Below are 21,614 nucleotides of genomic sequence, written 5' to 3' on the forward strand. Positions count from 1 at the left end.
ACCCCCAGCGGCAGCAGCGCTCCCCCGCCCGCCTGCCCCCTCTCCCTCGTTACCCCTGCTCCGCCGCCGCCGCCCCCGGCGGTGGCGCGGCCGCCTCCGCCTTCTTCTTCTTCCGCCGGCTCTCCAGCCACGCCCTGCGCTTCTCGACCCACTTGGCGAGATCCTTCGCCAGCCATCCGCCCTTCTGCCGCCCCACGATCTCCCGCAGCAGGAGCGCGGCCTGGCCGTGGCCGATGCGCATCGCAAACAGGTCGTCCATCACGATCTTCGCCCACCGCGTCCGGCGCACCGAATCCATGTGATCGACGAACTGCTCGATCCGGAGCAGCACCTTCGTCCCGACCCCCGTCTTGCCCGTCACCACCAGCGCCGCGGTCTTCTCCTTGTCGAGCGCCTCGAGCCGCCGGATCGCCCCGTCGATGAGGTTCGCGTGCTCCGCCCACTCGGCGCCGCCCTGCTCCTTGGCCGCGCGCACCGCCGCGAGCGCCTCGCGCAGGTCGATCAGGCCGAAGTCCGAGTACGACAGGAAGAACGTCAGCACCTCGCGCCGCGACGACGCGTTGCTCTGCATCCGCTCGACCGCCGTCCGCACCCGGTCCATCGAGAGCCACCGGTAAACGAAGTCGAGCCCCGTCCCCTTGATGTTCTGCGACCCCATCAGCCGCGCGTCGAACCCCGGCGGGATCTCGCGCGTGATGAAGTCGATCACCTTGTCCCCCTTCGCGTCCGCGTTCCACAGCACCGCGATGCGCTCGAGGGACAGCTCGCGGAACGCCACCCGGAACGCCTGGTTCGCCTCGGCGTCCGCGCCCCGCGACAGCGCCGCCTCCACCTCGGCGCGCGCCTTGTCGCGCCGCGCCAGCCGCCGCGCCAGCCGCGCCGCGTGGTGGATGATGTCCGGGCGGATGTCGTCCTCCCCCGCCGGCGGCGCGTGCGCCTCCAGCGCCTTCTTCACCGCCGCCTCGATCGCCTCCGGCTCGCCCTTCTTCCCCGCCACGTCGGGCCCGCCCACGATCGCCGCCGCCGCCGCCTCGTCGATCGTCGGCAGCGCGCGCAGCATCCGGGTGAGATCGTCCTCGAACGCGCCCGCCCGCGCCGGGACCCCCACCTTCTTCATCTGCTCGTCGAAGCGCTCCAGCGCGCGCTCCTTGCCCCCGTCGCCCGTGATCACCATGTCGCGGAGCCGCGCGTCGAGCCCCTCGGTGATGAACTGCATCATCCCGCCGAGGTTCGAGTTGATCAGCACCACGTGATCGACCCCGATGTCCTCCACGATGATCTGCGCGAAGACGCGCGACCGCGCGACCCGGTCCGCGCGGTTGTTCACCACCATCACCGTCGCCTTGCCGGGCGTCGCGTCCATGTCGTGCTTGTCGAACGCGAGCCGCGTCCAGTTCGACATGAACCCGGCGCGCTCGTTCGCGCTCATCCCGTTCGAGAACGTCAGCTTCCTCCCCCGGTAGCTCACCGTCGGGTACGTCTTCAGCACGCCGAGGTCGAGGATCACGTGGTCGGCGATCTCGACCAGCGCGAACTCGCGATCCACGCCGAAATGGTCCGCGAGCGCCAGCACCAGCGCCACGTTGCGCGGGTGCTCCTGGTAGGGCAGCCGGTCCAGGAGGTCGACCGGCAGGAGATCCGCGTCGATCGGCGGGATCGCGACGAGGTTCGTCCCCCGGCGCTGCGCCGCGTCCTTGAGCAGCGGGAGCATCTGCTCCTCCGTCGTGAAGGACAGCCCGTCCGTCGGCATGAAGCGCGCTATCACCCGCGCGACGTCCTCGCCCCCGGGGCCCTGGATGTCCTCGTGATCCGGGTACGCGTTCGTGAGCGTCGTGATCTCGTCGCGCATCCACTCGGAGCAGAGCGTGTCCACGAAGAGCGGCTGGAGCGCCATGCACTCCCACAGGAACACCTGCGCGCGGAGGTTCCGCCCGGCGGTGAGGATGTTCCGCTGCTCCCAGATCGTCGCCTTGTCGTACGGGCGGTAGATGAAGATCTCCTGCGCCGGCAGGTCGCGCATGGCGTGGATGAACATCGCCTCGCAGCCGGTCGTCTTCACGACCACGTCGTACCGGAGCGCGTGGAAGAGCGCGGCCTTGAGCCGCTCCGAGCCGCTCTTGCCCCGCGTCCCCCAGCCGCCGATCGAGAGCGGGATGCCGCGGCGCGCGCGCTCGATCTGCGTCATGATCCACGCGGCCCGCAGCACCATGTAGGCGAGGACGAGGAACACGACCCACGCGAGCTGCGTCGGGACGTTGCCCGCCGGCGACACGAGGTACGAGAAGAAGCTGTCGATCCAGACGGGCACCGACGGGCCGGCGAGCCAGTCGCGGCCGAGCTGGAGCGCCGAGGGCAGCGCGACGGCGAGGTACTTGCTCGGCAGGTGCGGCTCGATCGCGTACGGCCGGCCGTCGACCTCGCCGCCCGTGTCGCCGAGCGCGACGGTGAAGCCGAGCTCGCCGGTCATCAGCGTGAACTTCTTCTGCTCGGCCGGCTCCTGCGCCACGAGCGCGCGCATGCGGGCCTGCGCGTAGCGGTCGTAGCGCAGCGTGAGCAGGGCGCGGGCGCGCAGCCGGTGCGCGAGCTTGGCCGGCCCGCGCACCGTGACCGTGCCGCGCGCCGTGATGAGGCGGATCTCGCGCTGGGTGAGGCTCGCGGCGGCGAGCAGGTCGTCGATGCGGGGCATGAACGGCCCCCAGCCGCCGACGGGCGGGTAGACGTGGCGCTCGCCCGGCACGCGCGTGGGCGTGACCTCCGCCATGCCGACCGGCGGCGCGACGAGCTCGCCCGCGAACAGGCGGCCGCTCGTGTGGATCCACCCCTTGCGCTTGTCCGGCATCGGCGTGCGCAGCTCGTGCACGAGCCGCCAGAGGCGGAAGCCGCGCGGCTCGCCGCGCGTGAGCACGTACCGGCCCCGGCCCCGGCGCCGCAGCGTGTAGGTCATGTCCCCGCGCGACGCGACCGCGAGGGCGCGCTCGACGTCGCGGGGCTCGGCGTCGCGCGGGATCTCGACCGGCGCGCTCTCGCCTTCGAGCAGCTCCGAGGCCGCCGCGACGAGGGTCTGGCGGATGCGCTCGGCGATCGGGCGGCTCTCGACCTCGAGCAGCCGGAGCGCCGCGGCCGCGTCGTCGGAGAGGTCCGGCGCGAGCGCCGGGCGGCTCGCGAACTCGGCGAGCAGGTCGACGAACGTCGGCGGCGGCAGGGGGGCGTACGGCCCGGCGCAGAGCGTGCGGACCGCCTCGAGCGCCGCGCGCGACGCGAGCGGCGGGCCGGGCTTCGCGAGGGCGAAGCGGACGGCGCGCTCGGCGAACGGGGCGGCCTCCACGTGCTCGGTGGCGTGGCGGGAGAGCTCCCGCATGGCGTAGCCGCGGACGCGCGGCGACGCGTCGCCCTCGGCGAGCTCGACGAGCACGGTCAGGGCCTCGGGGCTGCCGATCGCGACGAGCTGGCGCACGAGCTCCTGGCGGACGTGCTCGCTCGGGTCGTCGCGCGCGATGAGCGCGATCGCCAGCGGCTCCGCGCTCGCGGGCGCCGGGCGGGCAGGCGGCGCGCTGACCGCCGGCTCCGCGCTGAGCCGGGGGGCCGAGTCGGGCGCGCTCACGTCGGGCGCGCCGGAGCGCTCGGGCTCCTCGGTCTCCTCGCGCGCGCCGCCGGCGGCGGCGAGGGCGTCGACCTCCGGGGCGGCGCTCGGCCTGCTGCCGCGGCCGACGTGCGTGCCGTTCCAGACCGGCGGGTCCTGGGCTGCGCCGGCGCGGCGCGCGGGGCGCGCGCCGTCGATCGGGATCACCAGGGCCGAGGGGCGCGCGGCCGCGCCGAGGAGGCGCAGGGCGTTGCGCCGGAGGATGGGGCCGTCCTTGTCCGCGGGGTCGCGCGCGCGGATGCGCTCGGCGAGCAGCGAGAACGCCTCGTCCGGGAAGAGGAGGACGCCGATCTCCAGCGCGGCGATCTGCACCCAGCGGGGCGCGTTGACGCCGCGCGACCACGCCAGCACCGAGCGGGCCGCGTCGAGCCCGAGGTGGCCGAGCCGCTCGCGCGCCGGGATGCGCTGCAGCAGGGCGACGGCGGCGAGCAGGGCGGCGCGGCGGACGGGCGCGGGGCGGCTCGGCTCGGCGTGCGCGATCGCGAGCCGGAGGACGCCGCCGTCGCGGGCGACGTGCAGCGCGTCGGACGGGTCGTCGAGGTGGTGCGCGAGGTGGGTGAGCGCGTGGTAGGCGACCTCGATCTCGTCGAGGCGGTCGGCGATCGCGGTGGCGAAGCGCTCCTGGGCCGCCTCGAGGTCGAGGCTGCGGCCGAGCGCCGACATGTCGCCGGCCTGCTCGACGCGGGCGGCGGCCCAGCCGAGCAGGGAGAGGCCGCTCTTCTTGCGCTCGCGCGCCCAGACGCGGAGCTGCCGCGCGAGGAGCTCGCGCCGCTCGGCGGGGGTGGCGGCCGACTGATAGGCGACGACGAGCGCGGACTCGGCGCTGCGCAGCCGGTCGACGTCGGCGGCCGCGCCGTCGGCGCACCGGGCGAGCGCGGCGAGGAGCGCGGGCCTCGGGTGGTCCTCGTCGCCCAGGTCGGCGGTGACGCGCGCGACGACCGTGGCGATGGCGCGCGGGCGCAGGCGCACCTCGATCTGCGGCAGGCTGTCCTCGATGACCTCCGCGATCGTCCGCGGCGCGGCGGTCCAGGAGTCGGTCGACGGGCGCGAGCTCACGGCACCTCCGCGGGACGACGATCGCGAAGGGGCCGGCCTTGCGGCGGGGAGCGGAGGACACCGTGCAGCGAGACCATCGGCGGGCGAGCAGGGTACACCTTCGCGCGGAGCTGTCGCGAGCCGCTCTTCGGGCGCCCGCGCGTCCCCGGAAGGAGGGGCGGAGTCGCGCGCGCTCGGCGCGCCGCTTCGTGGTCGTCTTGAACACACGCGCCAGCGCGCGACGCGGCGCGCTGGACAGCTCAGGCCGCCTCGGGCGCGCCCTTTCCGCTCAGGGCGAGCCCTCGGCGAACGTGTCGCAGTCCTCGATGCGGCCGCCCTGCATGCCGCGCTTGAACCAGGCGACCCGCTGCGCGGACGAGCCGTGCGTCCACGTCTCCGGGTTGACCCTGCCGGTCGCGCTCTTCTGCAGGCGGTCGTCGCCGATCGCGGACGCCGCCTGGAGGGCCTCCTCCGCGTCGCCCGCCTCGAGCAGCTCGCGCTTCGCCGTGGAGTTGGCCCAGATGCCGGCGAAGCAGTCCGCCTGGAGCTCCATGCGCACGGAGAGCGCGTTTCGATCGCTCGGACGCGCGGCTTGCTGCTGGCGCATGCGGCGCTCGATCCCGAGCACGTTCTGCACGTGGTGGCCGATCTCGTGGGCGAGCACGTACGCCTGGGCGAAGTCGCCGGGCGCGCCGAAGCGCGCCTTGAGCTCGCGGTAGAAGCCGAGGTCGATGTACGCCGTCCGGTCCGCCGGGCAGTAGAACGGGCCCATCGCCGACTCGCCGACGCCGCAGCCCGACCTCACGGAATCGGTGAACACCGTGAGCTTGGGCGCCGGGTAGGTCTGCCCCGCCTGGCTGAACTCCTGCTTCCACACGGCCTCGGTGTCATCGAGGACGAAGGAGACGAAATCGACGAGCCGCTCCTCCTCGGGCGAGCTCGCGCGCTCGGTCTGCGCGCCGGGGAGCGACACGCCCTCGCCGAGCCCCGAGTTGAGGAGATCCTTCCCGAAGACGAGCGAGAGCACGAGCAGGATCACCGTCCCGCCCATGCCGAGCTTCGCTCCGCCGGATACGCCGCGGAGGTCTTGGAGGTTCGCACTGCGTTTTCCAGGTGTCCAGCGCATGACAACCGCAGGTATAGCGTGGACTCCACTTCAGGCGCCACCCTACCTTTTGGTCGGGACGTTTTGCATTGCTCGCCTCGAGCGCGGCGCGGGGGGCGCGCGAGCGACTCGCCCGCTGAGCGGCGCTGCCGGGCCATGAAACCTCACGGCGCGTCGACGTCGGCCCAGATCACCGGGACGCCATGGGCCAATATCAACCGATCTGCGGTGACGGGGCGCAGACCATCGGCGCCCGACGGCGCGACGAGGATCCTCGATGAGCCCTCCGGGGCGATGGACCCAAGCCCAGATCGGGGGACATGGCGTCGCCTGGGCACTTCGATATATCGCTCGGCGCCGAGGCTATCGCCTCATGCGGTCTCCCGGGGGCCTCGGGTGGTTTGGCTTGCATGCAGTCTCCCTCCATGACCCTGCCCCCTGGACCGCGCGCCGGGGAGAAGCCGGCTCTGTCGACCTCAGCCGCACTGCCGTTCATCGCGCGATGCTCGCTTGCGGTCACCGAGGGCCGGTGGGACCATGCGCGCCATCATGAGCAGAACGCACCTCGCTTCCCCCCTCGGCGTCGCGCTCGCGGCGCTTGCCCTCGCCGCCGGCTGCAACGAGCCCGCCGGCGCGCCCGGCGGGGCCGCCGAGAAGCCCGCTCAGACGGGCGCCTCCAGCGCTGCCCAGCCCGCAGCGCTCAAGCCCGGCGACGCCGCGCCCGACGTGACGCTCACGCTGCACGACGGCAAGGAAGTGAAGCTCTCGAGCCTGCAAGGCAAGCAGGTGCTCGTCTATTTCTACCCCAAGGACGACACGCCGGGCTGTACCGTCCAGGCCAAGGGCCTGCGCGACGGCTGGGCCGATCTCCAGGGCGCCGGGCTCGAGGTCTACGGCGTCTCGACCCAGGACGCGCAGAGCCATCAGGCCTTCATCCAGAAGTACGAGCTCCCGTTCCCGCTCGTCGTCGACGCGGACGGCGCCGTCGCCAGGGCGTTCCACGTGCCGCTGCGCAACGACGTCGCCACGCGCCAGTCCTTCCTCATCGGCAAGGACGGCAAGATCAAGCAGGTGTGGCTCGAGGTGGATCCCAAGGAGCACACCGCGGCGATCCTCGCCGCGGCGAGGAGCTGAGCGGCTCTCCCGCCTCGAGCGCCTCGCCCGGCGGCGTCAGGGTCGAGCCCTGGCCATGGCAGCGGCTCTTCCCTACTCTTCGCCCCCCGTGGCTTCCGCCCCTGTCCGCCTCGCCGGGTCCCGCGACCAGCGCATCGCCCAGGTCCTGCTGTTCGTCACCCCGGCGCTGTTCACCGCCAACATGATCCTGGCGCGCGCCACGGCGGATTTCATTCCGCCGGTGGCGCTGGCGGAGCTGCGCTGGCTGGGCGTCGTGCTGGTGCTGCTGCCCTTCTGCGGCCGCGAATTGTGGCGCCACCGCGCCGCGCTGCGCCGCGGCTGGGCCAGATACGCCCTCCTCGGCCTGCTCGGCATGGGCATCTGCGGCGCCGGCGTCTACCGCGGCGCCGCCAGCACCACGGCCACCAACATCGGCCTGATTTACGCCGTCTCGCCGGTGATGATCATCCTGCTGTCACGGGCCATGTTCGGCGACCGGCTCAGCCGGCGCCAGGGCCTGGGCGCCGGGCTGGCGCTGGCCGGCGTGCTGGTCATCGTGCTGCGCGGCGACCCGGCGGCCCTGCTGGCGCTCAGCTTCAGCGCCGGCGACCTGCTCATCCTTGCCGCCGCGATCTCCTGGGCGCTGTACACCGTGCTGCTGAAGCGCTGGCCCGATCCGCTGGGGGTCACGGCGCGGCTCACCGCGATCGCGCTGGCCGGGGTGATCCTCCTGCTGCCGCCCCTCGGCTGGGAGCTGGCCAGCCGCGGTCCGCCGGATTTCGACCTGCGCACCGTCGCCGCCGTGCTGACCCTTGTCCTGGTGCCGGGCGTCGGCGCCTATGCCACGTACGGCTATATCACCCAGCATCTCGGCCCCGGCCGCACCGGCCTGCTGCTCTACATGTCGCCTGTCTATACCGCCGTGCTGGCCTGGGTGTTTCTCGGCGAGACGCTTGCCCTCCACCACTGGCTCGGCGCGGCGCTGGTGCTGCCGGGCCTCTTCTTCGCCACCCACAAGCCGGCGACGACCTGAATGCCCTGCGCCTCGCCTCGCGACGTCATGGCGCGGCTCGAGGCGAATCGGTCCTAGCTCCGCCCACCAGCGGTCCGGCCAGGGATGGCCGAAGAGAGGTTTCAACGCAAAGGCGCGAAGTCGCGAAGGCGCAAGAGGACAAAGTATGCATTGCGTCTTTGCGCTCTTGGCGCCTTTGCGTCGAATCTCTCTTCGCTCGCGAGGCAGGTCCCTGGCAGGATCCTGACGCGCGGAGCTAGGCGCTCACCGCCGGCGCGACCGCCGCTGCGGCGGCTCGGGGCTTCCAGAGACCGAGAGAGAGCGCGCACGGCAGCACCACCTGAGCGACCGCGGCGCGGGACAGCGCGCGCAGCTCGGCACCGGCGAGGTGGCCGTGCGCCGCGAGCGCGGCGGCGCGGCCGCGCGGCGCCTCGACCTCGGCCTCCGCCGGAGGCGGCCGCTGGAGCGACCGCGCGGCGGCCTCGAAGACGCCGGCCACGGCGCTGCGGACCGGCTCGCCGCCGGCCCCGATCGCCCACGCCACCGTGAGCCACGCGAGCTCGGCGTGCCGGGCCTCGTCGTCCGCGATGGCCTCGAGCGCCGCGCGGACGGCGGGGTCCTCGGCGCGGGCGCGCTGCTCCGCCGCGACCAGCGCAGCCGCTGTCTCGCCGACGCAGCCTTCCTCCGCGGCGGCGCACGCCAGCGCCACGAGGTCCGCGGCGACAGGGACCCCGGGCGGCATGGGGAAGGCGGCCGGGCCGACCGGCGCGCCCCGGTAGGCGGACGCGAGCGAGAAGCCGAGGCGGGCATGCGCGACCTCGTCGAGCGCGGCGATGTGCGCGGCCTCGACGAGCGACGACGGCGCGCCGTGGGCCATGAGATCCAGCGCGAAGCGCGCGAACGAGGCCACCGACGCGTGCTCCTCGAGCGCGCTCCTGAGCCAGCCTTCCGCGAGCGTCTCCCGCTCCTCGTCCGTCAGATGCGCGAGCGAAGGCTTCATCCCGCAGGGGCCAGTGCTCTTCCCGCGCGCGAGCCACCCTGTCTCTGCCGGCCGCGGTGCCGCCGTACGCCGGTGCCCCTCCAGCGTGAAGGGTCGGCCCACGGCGCAGGGGCCGGTCTCCTCGATGCTCACCTCGTAGCAGCACGCGCCCTCTCGCTGCGTCGCGTCGCTGTCCACCGAGACGATCTCCTCCTCGCCGTCGCAGAACGGTTGGATGGACCTGAACTCTTCCAGCGCCTGATCTCGGCCCAGGCACGCCCCGAGCTCCTCGAACCACTCGAAGCAGCGGATGTCGGCGGTCTCGGCGGCCTTGTCGGTCTCGGGCTCGCCGCAGCCCGGCGCCGCGATCAGGAGCGCAGCCGCCGTCGAGGGGCCGGCGCTCAGCAACAGGCGGGCGATGAGCGTTCGTCGAAAGGATGGGTCGAGCAGCATGACGTGCACCTCCAGCCCATGCCCCGCTGCCTCATGAGCACAGCGAGGAGCTCGGAACATGGCGCCTTGTGCCGGCTGCTATCGCAAGCCATGTGCCACTCCGGCCGGGGCTACGTCACACAAGAATCGTCGAGAGCTGCGCGGAGCGCGGCGCACTCCCCTCGATCTTCACGCCGCGTCGCTGACACACTCCGGCACTCCCCTGCCCGGGCGCGACCGTGCCAGCGCGCCCGGCGCCGCGCCGCGGCGCGACCTACAGCGAGCTCACGTTCGTCAAGGACGACGCGTTCCGCAGGAGGCGCCGCTGGCGGAGCGGCGTCGTGAAGCCGCTCGCCCTGTTGAATGTCGACGAGGCGCCGCCGCAGCTCACGTCGTTCCCGGCCCACCGCTGCGGGCAATGGGTCATGATGTAGTCGCGGTCCGGGTTGCTGCCGACGAGGCCCTTCCACCGCGTGTGCTTGACGCACGCGGCGCCGTCCACGGTCCACTCCGCCTCGAGGCTCATGCCGGAGCCCTCGGTCTCCGTCTGGATGCCGAGCGCGTCCCAGACGTCGATCGCCGTCCCGGGCTTCGTGTGCGGCACGCCGTCGCCGCAGTAGTCGGCGCGCACCAGGCGGACGCACGCCTGATGAAGATACGAGAGATCCCTGCTCTCGCAGACGCTCCCGTTGCACTCCGCCCGGGGCGACCACGTGTTGTAGCCCCACTCGGCGCACTTCGCGAGCGCCGCGCCCTGGCAGCCGAACGTGAACTGGCTCCCGTCGTCCGAGTAGGCGCCGGTCGCCTCGTCCCAGGTCCCCCTCAGCGGGATCGCCTCGATGCCCTCGCCGCAGATGTTCGCCCAGAGCCCGCCGACGACGTTGTACTTGACCGTGTAGTACCGGAGCCCGCCGCGCTCGGCGACGTTCGTGATGCGGACAGCCACCGTCGACAGGTCGTCCAGGACCGCCTCGAGATCCGCGCCGATGAAATCGCTCCCGCTGACGAGCCTACCGTCGCTCTCGCGCGTCCCGACCAGCGCCGTCGCGTTCAGGGAGACGCCGTTGAAGCGCACCCCGTTGAAGCGCACCCCGTTGAAGCGCACCCCGTTGAGCTGGGTGCCGTTCAGGTACGTGCCGTTGAGGGTGAGGTTGTTCGACCCCAGCAGGGCGGGCGAGCTGTCCGCCAGCGCCTCCTCGTCCTCACCGCCGTCGACCTCCGCGGCGCACCCGACGCCCAGAGACAGGAGCCCGACCATCGACGCCGCCAGGAACCCTCGGTGGAACATACTTGCCTCCGGACGATGAAGCTGAAGCCGTGACGCCTCGCGCGCCGACGATCTCCCTTCCGGCTGTAGGCCTCCGGTCGTGCGGTGGACGTGGCCTGCGGCGCCGCCCGTGCGGCGCGTCAGATCAGCGTCGCCCGTTACGGTGGTGGAGGAAACGAGGCACAGATGCGGAGACCGATCACCGGATCGAGGAAGGTGCCATCAACGACGGTCCGATTGTCACTACGAACCGATGTTTGATCATAGAGGTAAGCCCCTCCGCGCAAAAGGACTTTATCCACCTCGATCGACGAAATCGCCCACTCGAGGACGTTCCCCGCCATGTCGTCGACACCGAAGGGACTACGTGAGACAGGGTGCGAGCCCACCTCATCTGGACCCATCGTGGAGCTCTCCTTGCCGTAGGTCTCATCGAAGTTGGCGTCGCCGGGAGAGAGCCTGTCCCCGTGCGGGAAGATGCGGCTGTCGGCGCCGCGAGCCGCGCGCTCCCACTCGTGATCGGTGCAGAGGCGGGCGCCGCGGACGCGGCCCGTCCGGTGGAGCCACGCGGCGTACTCGGTGGCCTGAGCGAAGGAGATGCCCGTGACCGGAAAACGGAGCCAGTCCTGCTGCGCCCGCGCCGACCGCGAGGGGTAGACGAGCGGCTCCCCGGCGCGCGCCGTATAAGCCTGCACCGTGGGCTGAATCGTGAGCTGCCACACGCCGTTCGGCAGCTGGCGCAGCCCGAGGGCGCCTGTCATCGCGCCGTTGCCCGCCTGGATCGAGGGGCGCCCGCGGGGCTCTCTCGGGAGGTCCTGGATGTAGTCGAGCCACTCCTGGAACGTCGTCTCGTGCCGCGCGATGAGGTAGGCGCCCGTGCTGATCTCGTGAAGGGGGACGGTCGAGAGGAACGCCCAGCGGTACATGTCGTCCAGGGAGGCGCCGAACAGGAAGCGGCCAGGCGGGACGTAGATGAACCCGGCGGGGACCTCGCCGGCCGGCGGGAGTGAGACGGAGAGCCGCAGCGACTCGCCGCGTCGGACCAGGAACGGATAGCGAACGATGGTGCGGTTCCGCGCCTCGCAGGTCAGCAGGTAAGAGCCCTGCGGCAGCGCGAGGGGCGCGAGGGGCGTCGACCCGAGCCGCCGCTGGTCGACCAGCTGCCGGCGCCCCTCCGCGTCGCCCTCGTACCGCTCGATCGTGATGTCCGCGCCGGGGGGATCGGTCTCGATGGCGACCTCGGCGGGCGTGTTCCACCGCTGCCGGCGCGCGCCGTCGGGATCGTAGGTGGTCATGCGCTGGAGCAGCTCGTCGCGCAGCGCGATATCGCCCCTCCTGTCCGCGGCGACCGCGCGCTCATAAAGGACGTCGCCGAGCCGGTCGTGCGCGTCATGGCGGGTGCCGTCGAGCGTGAGCGCGGCCTCCAGCTTCTGGCCCACCTGCAGGGAGAGCCCCTCGGCCTCGGCGGCGCGCCTGCGCGCGCGATCCCAGAGCGCCTCCCCCTCGTCGCGGCGCCTGTCGTCGAACGCCGCGAGCGCCTCCGCGCGGAGCGCCTCGGCCTCGGCGCTCGCGCGCGCGGCGGCGGCCGAGGTGACGGCCGCCTCCTGGATCCGCCGGTCGGCCCGCGCGGACAGGTGGCGCGCCGCCCTGAGCTCCAGCGCCCCGTAGAGCAGCGCGGCGACGAGCGGCACGCCCACGACGAGCGCCCACCGGACCGCGCGCTGCGTGAGGACGGCGCGCCGCGACGCCCGCAGGAACGCCGCCTCGCGCGGCGGCAGCTCGCCCGGGTCGAGGCCCCTCGCCTCCTCGAGCTGGCGCGCGCTGAAGAGCGCGTCGCGGCGCCGGCCGAGCCGCTCCCACTCGGCGGCGGAGGCCTCGAGGCGCTGGCGCGTGGCGCGCTGCTCGCGCTGCTCCTCCAGCCAGTGGCGCAGCGTCCCCCAGCCGTGGATCAGCGCCTCGTGGGCGATCTCGTAGACCGTCCCCTGCTCGCCCTCGCGGGCGAACAGGAGGCGGCCCTGCACGAGCGCGTCGAGCGCCGCGCGCGCCGGCCCGTCGTCGCCGCCCTGCGCGAGCTCGCCCTCGGCGCGGCGCGTCCGCGTGCCCTGCGGCGTGATGAGCGCGCCGAGCAGCCGCCGCGCGGCCGCGTGGACCGCGGGCGGCATGCGGCCGAGCACGCGATCGGCGTGGCGGGCGAGCGCGCCCTCGACGCCGCCGATCTGCGCGAGATCCTCGCTGCTGAGCGGCGCGTCGGGCGCGGCGCGGGCGTCCCACAGCTCGGCGAGCGCGAACTGGAGCAGCGGCAGCCCGCCCTCGGCGCGCGCGGTCGACTCGACGAGCGCGTCCACGACCGCGTCGGACTCGAACGCCACCCCCTTGGCGCGCGCCGGCCCGGTGATGGCCTCGCGCAGCTTGTCCGCCGACATCGGGCGGAGCAGGTAGAGCGCGCGCTCGATCTCGTCGCCCAGGCCGGAGATGCCGGCCACGCGCGCGAGGAAGTCGCCGCGCACCGTCGCGAGCAGGCGCAGCGAGGGCGAGCGCGCCGCGAACGCGCTGAGGACCTCGCCGACGAGCGCCGCCTCGCCCGGGTTGCTGAGGGTCGCGAGCTCCTCCATCTGGTCGACGAACAGCACGAGCCCGCCGCGCTCCCCGAGGCGCGCGCGGAGGTCGCGGGCGACCGAGCCCGGCGCCGCGCGCACGGCCTCGGCGATGCGCTCGGCGGGGGAGCCGAGGACGGGCTCGAGCGCGGCGGCCAGCGCGGCGAGCGGGTGCCGGCCGGGCACCATCATCGCCGCCTGGAAGTCGCGCCCGCCGCCGAGGGCGCCCTCGAGCACGAGCGAGAGCACGCCGGCGCGGCAGAGCGAGGACTTGCCCGAGCCCGAGTCGCCGGCCACGACGATCATCGGCTCGGAGCGCAGCCGGTCGAGGATCGTCCCCGTCTCGGAGCTGCGCCCGTAGAACACCGCGCGGTGCTCGAGGTCGAAGACGAGCAGCCCGCGGTAGGGGTTGCCCTCCGGCGCGATCGCGGCGCGCCGGCTCCTCGCGAGCAGCTGCTCGAGCGCGTCGCGCAGCTCGTCGCCCGAGGCGAAGCGGGCGGCGGGGTCGATCTCGAGGCACCGCTCGATGACCGCCGCGAGCCGCGCGTCGGCGCCCGGCGCGAGCGCGGCGAGGGGCCGGGGCCGGTAGCTCTGGGCGACGCGCGGCAGGTCGTCCAGCGGCACGTCGTCGTGCGGCGGCGCGCCGGCGCAGAGCTCGTAGAGCACCGCGCCGAGCGCGTACACGTCGGAGCGGCGCGTCGCCAGGTCGCCGCGCCACAGCTCGGGCGGCAGGTAGTGCGGCGTGCCGCCGAGGACGCTCTTCGTCGCGTCGAGCAGCCTCGTCGCGAGCTCGGCCGCCTCGCGGATCTCCCCGTCGAGCGGCTCGTCGCCGGTGCGCGCGAGGGTCGCGTCGGCGTCGCCCTGCGGCAGCGGGGTCGCGGTCGCCTCGACGCGGCCGAGCTCGGCCGCGCCGAGCGTCTCGGCGAGCGCGCCGGGCCTGCGGCGCTCTTCCTGCGCGCGCGCCCTGCCGGCGAGCTCGGGCCGCGCGGCCGGCTCGAGGAGCTTGGCGAGGCCGAAATCGAGGAGCTTCGCCTCGCCTTCCTCGGTGAGCACCGCGTTGGCCGGCTTGATGTCGAGGTGCAGCACCCCCCGGCGGTGGGCCGCCGCGAGGCCCCTCGCGAGCCCCGCCCCGAGCTCGAGCACGCGCTGCGAGGGCATCGGCACGCCGACGCGGTCGAGGCTCTGGCCGCGGACGAACTCCGAGACGATGAACAGCTGCCCCCGGAGCTCGCCGACGCGGTAGACGGCGACGACGTTCGGGTGCTGGATGCGGGCGGCCGCGCGCGCCTCGGCGAGCAGCCGCGCGCGCACCTCGGCGTCCGCCGTCGCCGCGCGGATGAACTTCACGGCGACCATCCGGTCGAGCAGCGTGTCGCGCGCGAGGTAGACGTCCCCCATGCCGCCGCTGCCCAGCTTCTGGACGAGCCGGTACTCCTCGAGCCGGCTCGGCGGGCTGAAGCTCGGCGGGCTGAAGCTCGGCGGGCTGAGGCTCGGCGGGCTGAGGCTCGGCGGGCTGAGGCTCGGCGGGCTGAGGCTCGGCGGGCTCGAGGCCGACGGCGGCAGCGCGTCGGCCGGCCGCGTGTCCGCCGCGCCGGGGCGCAGGACGGCCTGCGAGAGGGTGGGGGCGGTCTTCTGGTTCACGGGGTCACGCCTCGCTCAGCGTGGCCTGGCGAATATACCCTTCAGGCGCGGCCAGATTCTGCGGCGAAGTCGCCGACGAGGGCGCCTGTCGCGACGCGGCGCGCAGCGCCGCTCACAGGATGTCCGCGATGTGGGCAATTACCGCCCTCACTGCACGCGCGCTCGATTCGTGGGCTCGCGCACCGCGGCAGCGCAGCGCGGCGCGGCGCGAGGTCAGCGCGGCGTCATGTAAAAGGTGCTGAGGCACATCTCGTCGGTCGTGCCCTCGCCCCAGACGACATCCCTCGGGACCCGCGGCTGTCCATCGATGATCGGCTGGTTCTCGGGGGTGTTGTCCCAGTGGCACTCGAGCGACAGCCTGTCGCCCGGGTTGAGCACCTTGGGCTCGACGAGCGTGTAGCCGCCTTGCCAGTGAAAACTCCAGCGTGGGATGTCGACCACGCACTCCGAGCTGCCGTCGGCGCGCTCGATCTCGAGGCGCGCCCGGCTGCCGAGCGTGTGCATGTGGAGGCCCGCGATGTGGATCTCGATCGGCTCGCCGCCGGCGAGCGCCCGGGAGGGCTCGGCCCCCCAGCGGTGGACGACGTCGCTCTCGAACGCGGGGATCATCATGGAGTCGCCGCTGAGCCAGGCCGGGTTCGCCCAGGGCTGCACCGAGCCCTCCCGCTCGACCGAGCTCTCCAGCATCAGGTCGATGGCCGACCGATCCGGCAGCTTGCCCGCCGCCAGCGTGTTGTAGTGGACCTGCACGATCAGCCGGGAGCCCGGCTCGATCCGGATGCCCGTCCCCGGCGGAAAACCCGTGTCCCCCGCGCCAGGGACCCAGGCGCCCAGCCAGCGCGGCCTGATCCCCGGGCCTCCGAAGCACGAGTAGCCGGGGCCCGGGTCCGACGCGTCGAGCGCCTCGACGTCGGCGAGCTGCTCGGGCGCCGCCGCGTAGGCGATCACATGGTGGACGACGCGCTCCGCGCCGGGCCTGATCCCGAAGCCGGTGACATAGCGGGTGCTCTCCTCCGGCCAGTCGATCACGAAGCAGCGGTAGTCGTCGGGCTCCTCCTGCGGGGTGTACTCGACGGGCATCTCGAGGGTGAGGTCCACCCGCGCGAGCTCGCTGCGCTCCAGCGGCTCGAGCGGCGGGCCCTCCGCGGCCGGGTCGCCCGCGGCCGCGCCGCCGTCGGCCCACGCGGCGATCGTCTGGATCTGCTGCTCGGACAGGGAGCGATCGCCCACGTACTCGGCGCAGGCGCTGTCGGCCGGCCAGGGGGGCATCGTGCGGTCGACGACGGCCCGCTTGATGTGCGGGGCCCAGGTCGCCGCGGCGTCGTGGCCCTCGAGAGAGAACGGCGCGATGCCGGTGCCGCTGTGGCACCCGGTACACCGCGCGTCGAGGATGGGCTTGACGTCCCGGTAATACGTCACGGCGTCGACGACCTTGCCGCCGCTCGACGTGGCGCCGGCGCCGTCATCGCCGCCGCACGCGGTGATGAAGGTGCCGAGCGCGATGCCCAGCCATGCCCATGAGCCCGTGTCGACCGCACACCTCGCCATGAAACACCTGCCTTGTGTCAACGCCGGTCGTGATGCCCGCCGCCCGCCGGCTCGCGCCGGAGGAAGAACGCGATGACGCCGGCGAGCTCGTCGCGCGCGGCCACGAGGAGCACCGTGGCGCCCCCCGCGACGATGGACGAGCCGCGCGGCGCCTCGACCCGGCCATCCGGGCGGTAGACGCCGGCGAAGACGCACGACGCGGGGAAGCCGGCGCTGCCCGCGATGACGCTCACGGAGCGGCCCGCGACCGCGGAGTCGACGGGGATGTCGAGCTCGAACGCCACCGACTCGCCGGCGCCGAGCACCATCGCGTGGCGGACGCCCGGGTGCTCGATGGCGGTGCCCATCGCGCCGATGAAGACGTCGATCTCGGAGAGGATCCGGTGCACGCCCGCGCGGACGTACACGCCGCGGTAGTCGGAGTCGCGCATGCGCACCATCACGCGCTTGGCGCCAGCGGCCTGGGCGAGGAGCGCGACGGCGAGGTTGTCGGCGTCGCGGCGGAGCATGGCCACGACCACGTCGGCGCGCCCCACCTCGGCCTCCTTGAGGAGCCCGGCGTCGGTCGCGTCCCCGACGAGCGAGACCAGGCCGTGGCGCTCGAAGGCGCTGTTGGCGATCGACTCGTCGCGATCGACGATGGTCACGTCGTGTCCCGTCCTCGCGAGGTGGACGGCGACGCTCAGCCCGGCGCGTCCGGCGCCCGCGATGAGCACGCGCATGTCAGCTTCCTCCTTCGTGATCGTGCGCGGTGGGGAGCTCCACCATGGCCCTGTCGAGCTCGTTGGCGTGCGCGTTGGCGGTGTCGGCGGCGATGAGGCCGCGCCTCGCCGCGTCGAGCACGGCCGCCTTCTGCGCCGTCAGGAGGGCGAGATCCGTGAGGTGGTCGCGGACCACCTCGCCCTGGGGGGTCTGGAGCGCGGCCTCGGCGTGGATGACCCGCCGCTGGAACGCGGCGCGGCGCTCGGCGTGCTCCTTGCGGGACACGAGGCCGGCGGCGAGCAGGTCGTCGAGCTCCGCCTGGCCGCGGCGCGCGGCGATGAGCGTCGCCTTGGCGGCGTCGAGCGCGGCGTCGGCGCTCGGGGTCGCGACCCGCAGGAACTTGAGCAGCCGCGCGAACGGCAGCGCCTGCGCGACGAGCGTGACGAAGGTCACGCCGAAGACGATGGTGACCAGGCGGTCGCGGAACGGCAGGTCGCTCGGGAGGCTGAGGACGGCGGCCATCGAGAGCGCGCCCTTGATGTTGCCGACCAGCATCACGTGCTGCCACCGGAGGGGCACGACCTCGCCCGTGAGGGCCCGGAGCACGCCGAAGCAGCCGTAGACGGCCACGGCCCGGCCCGCGTGCAGGGCGATGAGGGCGAGGCCGATGGAGGCCGCCTCGCGCACGAGCATCTCCGCCTGGATCTGCATGCCGACGAGCAGGAAGAGGAGCACGTTCAGGCCGAAGCCGCTCGTCTCCCAGAAGCCCTGGAGCGCGAGCACGCGGGAGGGCTCGAGGAGGCGGCGCGCGGCCTTGCCGACGATCACGCCGACGACCACGACGGCGATGACCGGCGAGGCGTGGAGCCGCTCGGTGAGCAGGGCCGTGGCGAACACGAGCACGATGGACGCGAGGATCGCGGTCAGGTGGTCCGGCGTGCGGCGGAGGAGGGCGGCGCCGACGGCGCCGAACGCGCCGCCGAGGGCGGCGCCGCCGATCATGGCCAGCGCGAGCGAGCGGAAGGTCTCGGCGGCGTCGAAGGTGCCGCTCGCGACGACGCGCGACGCGAGCACCACGAGCACGAGCGCGGTGCCGTCGTTGAAGAGGCTCTCGCCTTCCATGATGGCGGCGAGCCGGTGCGGGACGCGGACGCTGCGGAAGGCGAGCAGCACGCTCACGGTGTCGGTGATCGAGAGCAGCGCGCCGAGGAGGAGCGCCGCGGCGAACGGCAGGTCGAGCACGAGGGTCGCCACCGCGGCGGTGCCGAGCAGGGAGATGAGCACCCCCGGGACGGCGAGCGCGAGGATGGGCCGGCTGGCGCCGCTCAGGCTGTCGGCGTCCGCGAACAGGGCGCCCTCGAAGACGAGCACCGGGAGAAAGGCGATGAGGATGACCTCCGGGTCCATCGGCGCGTTCGGGAGCACGTCGACGACGACAAGGAGCAGCCCCACGAGCACGAGGGCGACGTTGTACGGAATGGCGACGCGCTTGGCGCCGATGGCGACGGCGGAGCCGACGGCCAGGACGAGGAGCAGGCTCTCGAGCCGCTCCCTCATGAGGCGTCTCGCAGCGGCGGCGGCGTGTGGACGATGGAAGACGGCCCACGCGGCGGGCGCGTCGCGATGTCCACGGGGGTCTCGAGAGAGCTCACCGTGGATCCTGCGCTACCCGATCGCCTCGGGATCCGCAAGACGCGAGCGGCGCGGCCGGGCGAGCGGCGCACCTCTACCGAGAGCGCTCGGTGGTCCGAGCTGCCCGGCGCCTCGACTCCACATCTCCTGGCGCCGAGCCCGGCGCCCCGACTTCACATCTCCTGGCGCGGAGCCCGGCGCCTCAGCTCCACGTCTCCGAGCGTCGCGGGTTGCGGGTCTCGATGGCCTCGGCGTGTCCCCTCAGCCCGCGCGCCGCGGGGAGGTTGCCGTGCGTCTCGAAGATGTCCGCGAGCGCGAGCCCGAGGATGACGATCTGCTGCGGCTTCTCCAGCGCCCCGACCGCCGGGGCCAGCGAGCCGAGCAGCTCGAAGGCCCGCCGCCACGCCTTCGCGGCGATGTCCGGCATGTCGGCGTTGAGCGCCGCGTGCCCGGCGCAGCGGTGCATGTCCGCCGCGAACTCGTGGCTGCCGCGGCGGTCCGCGAGCTCTCCGGCGCGGGAATACGCCTCCGACGCGTCCAGGAAGCGGCGCTGCTTGCTGTGGAGGCTGCCGAGCGACGCGTAGGCCTCGGGCACGATGGCCAGCAGGCCGCGCCGCTCGGCCTCCTTCAGCGCCGCGACGAACACCCGGTGCCCCTCGTCGACGACGCCCGCGCCGATCAGCGAGCGCGCCCGCTGCATGGCGACGTGGATCCCCTCCTCGACCAGCCCGCGGCCCGTCAGCATCTCCTCGGCCTGCTGCTGGATCTGGGCAGCCTCGGAGTGCCGTCCCGCCTGAAAACACCTGTCTGCCTCGTGCAGGAGGCGCCGCACAGGGAGGAGATCCGGAGCGCGGAGCGGCGAGGCGGTCGCGATACGCATTTCCAGATCGGCTGGAAGGCGCTGTCCGCGAGCCGATAGATCGGTGAGGAGGCGATCGAGCTCGACGAGGGCGGCGCTGTCGGCCTCCGGCCACAGGACGCGGGAGACGCCCTCGCCCGCGCGCGCCAGGAGGTCGCCGACGCTCGAGTGGACCGCGTCCACGAGGACCCAGCGCGCGGGAGCGAGCTCGGCGCGCTGGGTGAGCCAGAGGACGTCGCGCGCGTAGGCGGGCGGGTCGTCGATGTGCTGTGGCGCGAGCACGAGGACGATTCCCGTGTCCGGCGCGCGGGCGGCGAGGTGCGCCGCGAGGGCGCGCGCGAACGCGCTCAGCGGCTCGCGCATCGGACCGGGCTCGGGCGTCTCGGGCGGAGCCTCTGTGGCGGCCTCCGTCGCGGCCTCCTTCGCGGCCTCCTTCGCGAAAAGAGCGCCGAGCTCGCGCGCCAGCGACCGCTCGCGCGCTGCCCAGCCCCGGCTCGGCCCGTACACCGGATCTGCCAGCACCCACACCGGGCGGGGCGACGGGCCTGCCTCGCCCAGCGCCCGCAGCAGCGCGAGCGTGTGACCGTGCACATGCGCCGGAACCACGGCGTGCAGCAGGCGGGCCCGCTCGCCCGTGAAGATGGCGCTGAGCGCGCTGGCAATGTCGTGGATCATGTCTCGCGTTACCCGGGCGGATTCTTGCTCCGATCCGCACCGAGGCCAAGCGAATGCGCCCGCGTCGCGGCGCACAGCCTGGCAGCCGCCCGCCGGCGGCCATTGCGAGGCGCGCGAGCAGGCGACCGTTGCGCGTCGCAGGACGCCACGGTCGAGGCGATATGTCTCAGCGCGGGCGATCCCTGCGCCGGGGGCGGCACGTCGAGGAGGACGCGCGAGCTCATGGTCTCGCTTGGCCCGGGCGTTGCTGGACGGGAGGGGCTGAAACAAGCGCTGAGCACCATTGGAAGAACATTGAACACGCCCGGGGGCCGACGTCGCCGGGCGTCATGGAACGTGGAGGAGAGGTTACCGTGAAAACAGTGTATCTGTCGCTGGTCCTGAGCTGCCTGGCCTTCGGTTGTGGTGGCAGCAAGCCTGAGCCGCAGGGACCGGCCGAGAAGGCAGGCGAGGCCGTGGACGACGCCGCGACCGACGTCAAGGACGAGGCGAAGGACGCGGCCGAGGAGACGGGCGACGCAGCCGAGAAGGCTGGGGACAAGGTCGAGGACAAGACGGACTGACACCCGTCGCGCTGGCCCTCTCGGCCGGCGCGCCCGCAGCAGATCTGAATCGCTCAGGTCGACCGAGCGTGGGTTCGAGCCGTCGCGCTCGCCCCCACGCTCGGCGCGCCTTGCAGAGAGCTGGCCGGAGGGTCTGCGCACGAGGCGCTCCGCGGTCGGCAATGAACACCAGAGACCCCGGCCGTGCCGAAGCGCGGCTCGCACGTTGGAGGCAGAACGATGAAAGCAACCTCATTGCTCGAGAAGCAGCATCGCAAGGTGGAGTCCCTCTTCAAGCAGCTCGAGAGCGGCAAGTCGGAGCCGGCACCCCTGCTCGCGGAGCTCGCCAACGAGCTCGTCGCGCACATGGCGATCGAGCAGGAGAGCTTCTATCCCGCCGTGCGGCAGATCAAGGAGGACCTGATCCTCGAGAGCTACGAGGAGCACGCCATCGCCGAGCTCGCGCTGAAGCGTCTGCTCGCGACCGATCCGGAGGACATCTCGTTCAAGGCGCGCGTGACGACGCTGAAGGAGCTCATCCAGCACCACGTCGAGGAGGAGGAAGAGGAGCTCTTCCCCAAGGTCGAGGAGGCCGTCGACGAGAAGCGGCTCGCCGAGCTCGGCAAGGAGCTGAAGGCGGAGTTCGAGCAGCGGCTCGCCGAGGGCTACGAGGCGCTCCTCCCCGCGGGCTACAAGAAGACGTCCGCCGACAAGATGAGCCACGTGAAGCACGCGAACGGCGCGACCCCGGGCTGACGAGGGTCCGAGCACGAAGGAGCGGGAGCACGTACGACGGGGCTCGAGCCACGGAGGCGAGGAGGGCACGGAGACAGCGATC

13 protein-coding genes are annotated in these 21,614 nt (G+C 73.4%); 4 read left to right on the forward strand and 9 right to left on the reverse strand.

Annotation, left to right across the window (positions count from 1 at the left end; translation table 11 throughout):
• Positions 1 to 49: 49 nt before the first annotated feature.
• Both WME89_RS45075 and ypfJ read right to left on the reverse strand, forming a co-directional pair.
• A complete protein-coding gene (locus tag WME89_RS45075; protein WP_438005725.1) occupies positions 50 to 4,696 on the reverse strand; it encodes a HEAT repeat domain-containing protein in 4,647 nt (1,548 codons plus the stop codon).
• A 268-nt stretch (positions 4,697 to 4,964) separates the two neighbouring features.
• The gene (ypfJ, locus tag WME89_RS45080; protein ID WP_438005726.1) at positions 4,965 to 5,801 is read right to left on the reverse strand and encodes a KPN_02809 family neutral zinc metallopeptidase; all 837 of its coding nucleotides are present in this window, start codon (positions 5,799 to 5,801) and stop codon (positions 4,965 to 4,967) included.
• Positions 5,802 to 6,329: 528 nt separating this feature from the next.
• Here ypfJ and WME89_RS45085 point away from each other — a divergent pair.
• Together WME89_RS45085 and WME89_RS45090 are read left to right on the forward strand one after the other, a co-directional pair.
• Complete coding sequence (locus WME89_RS45085) at positions 6,330 to 6,914, forward strand: peroxiredoxin (protein ID WP_438005727.1); 585 nt, start codon at positions 6,330 to 6,332, stop codon at positions 6,912 to 6,914.
• Positions 6,915 to 6,969: 55 nt separating this feature from the next.
• On the forward strand, positions 6,970 to 7,926 hold the full coding sequence (locus WME89_RS45090) for a DMT family transporter (RefSeq protein WP_438005728.1): 957 nt from the start codon (positions 6,970 to 6,972) through the stop codon (positions 7,924 to 7,926).
• 235 nt (positions 7,927 to 8,161) lie between these two features.
• Here the strand turns inward: WME89_RS45090 and WME89_RS45095 are convergent, their stop codons facing one another.
• The 7 genes from WME89_RS45095 to WME89_RS45125 form a co-directional block, all read right to left on the reverse strand.
• Positions 8,162 to 9,337 (reverse strand): hypothetical protein, encoded by a 1,176-nt coding sequence (locus tag WME89_RS45095; RefSeq protein WP_438005729.1) that lies wholly within the window; start codon positions 9,335 to 9,337, stop codon positions 8,162 to 8,164.
• Between the two features lie 253 nt (positions 9,338 to 9,590).
• Positions 9,591 to 10,604, reverse strand: coding sequence for an ADYC domain-containing protein (locus WME89_RS45100; protein ID WP_438005730.1), 1,014 nt, complete (start codon positions 10,602 to 10,604; stop codon positions 9,591 to 9,593).
• A 137-nt stretch (positions 10,605 to 10,741) separates the two neighbouring features.
• The gene (locus tag WME89_RS45105; protein WP_438005731.1) at positions 10,742 to 14,818 is read right to left on the reverse strand and encodes an nSTAND1 domain-containing NTPase; all 4,077 of its coding nucleotides are present in this window, start codon (positions 14,816 to 14,818) and stop codon (positions 10,742 to 10,744) included.
• Positions 14,819 to 15,031: 213 nt separating this feature from the next.
• Positions 15,032 to 16,366, reverse strand: coding sequence for a monooxygenase (locus WME89_RS45110; protein ID WP_438005732.1), 1,335 nt, complete (start codon positions 16,364 to 16,366; stop codon positions 15,032 to 15,034).
• Between the two features lie 17 nt (positions 16,367 to 16,383).
• Positions 16,384 to 17,088 carry a potassium channel family protein gene (locus WME89_RS45115; protein WP_438005733.1) on the reverse strand — a complete coding sequence of 235 codons (705 nt, stop codon included), beginning with the start codon at positions 17,086 to 17,088 and terminating at the stop codon, positions 16,384 to 16,386.
• Position 17,089: 1 nt separating this feature from the next.
• The gene (locus WME89_RS45120) at positions 17,090 to 18,625 is read right to left on the reverse strand and encodes a cation:proton antiporter (protein WP_438005734.1); all 1,536 of its coding nucleotides are present in this window, start codon (positions 18,623 to 18,625) and stop codon (positions 17,090 to 17,092) included.
• A 277-nt stretch (positions 18,626 to 18,902) separates the two neighbouring features.
• Positions 18,903 to 20,234, reverse strand: coding sequence for a hypothetical protein (locus tag WME89_RS45125; RefSeq protein ID WP_438005735.1), 1,332 nt, complete (start codon positions 20,232 to 20,234; stop codon positions 18,903 to 18,905).
• A 353-nt stretch (positions 20,235 to 20,587) separates the two neighbouring features.
• On the opposite strand from WME89_RS45125, the gene WME89_RS45130 reads away from it, so the two are divergent.
• On the forward strand, positions 20,588 to 20,797 hold the full coding sequence (locus WME89_RS45130) for a hypothetical protein (protein ID WP_437621012.1): 210 nt from the start codon (positions 20,588 to 20,590) through the stop codon (positions 20,795 to 20,797).
• 219 nt (positions 20,798 to 21,016) lie between these two features.
• Complete coding sequence (locus WME89_RS45135) at positions 21,017 to 21,532, forward strand: hemerythrin domain-containing protein (RefSeq protein ID WP_437657863.1); 516 nt, start codon at positions 21,017 to 21,019, stop codon at positions 21,530 to 21,532.
• Positions 21,533 to 21,614 lie beyond the last annotated feature (82 nt).

It is taken from the genome of Sorangium sp. So ce321 (assembly GCF_051530195.1).
Lineage (GTDB): Bacteria > Myxococcota_A > Polyangia > Polyangiales > Polyangiaceae > Sorangium.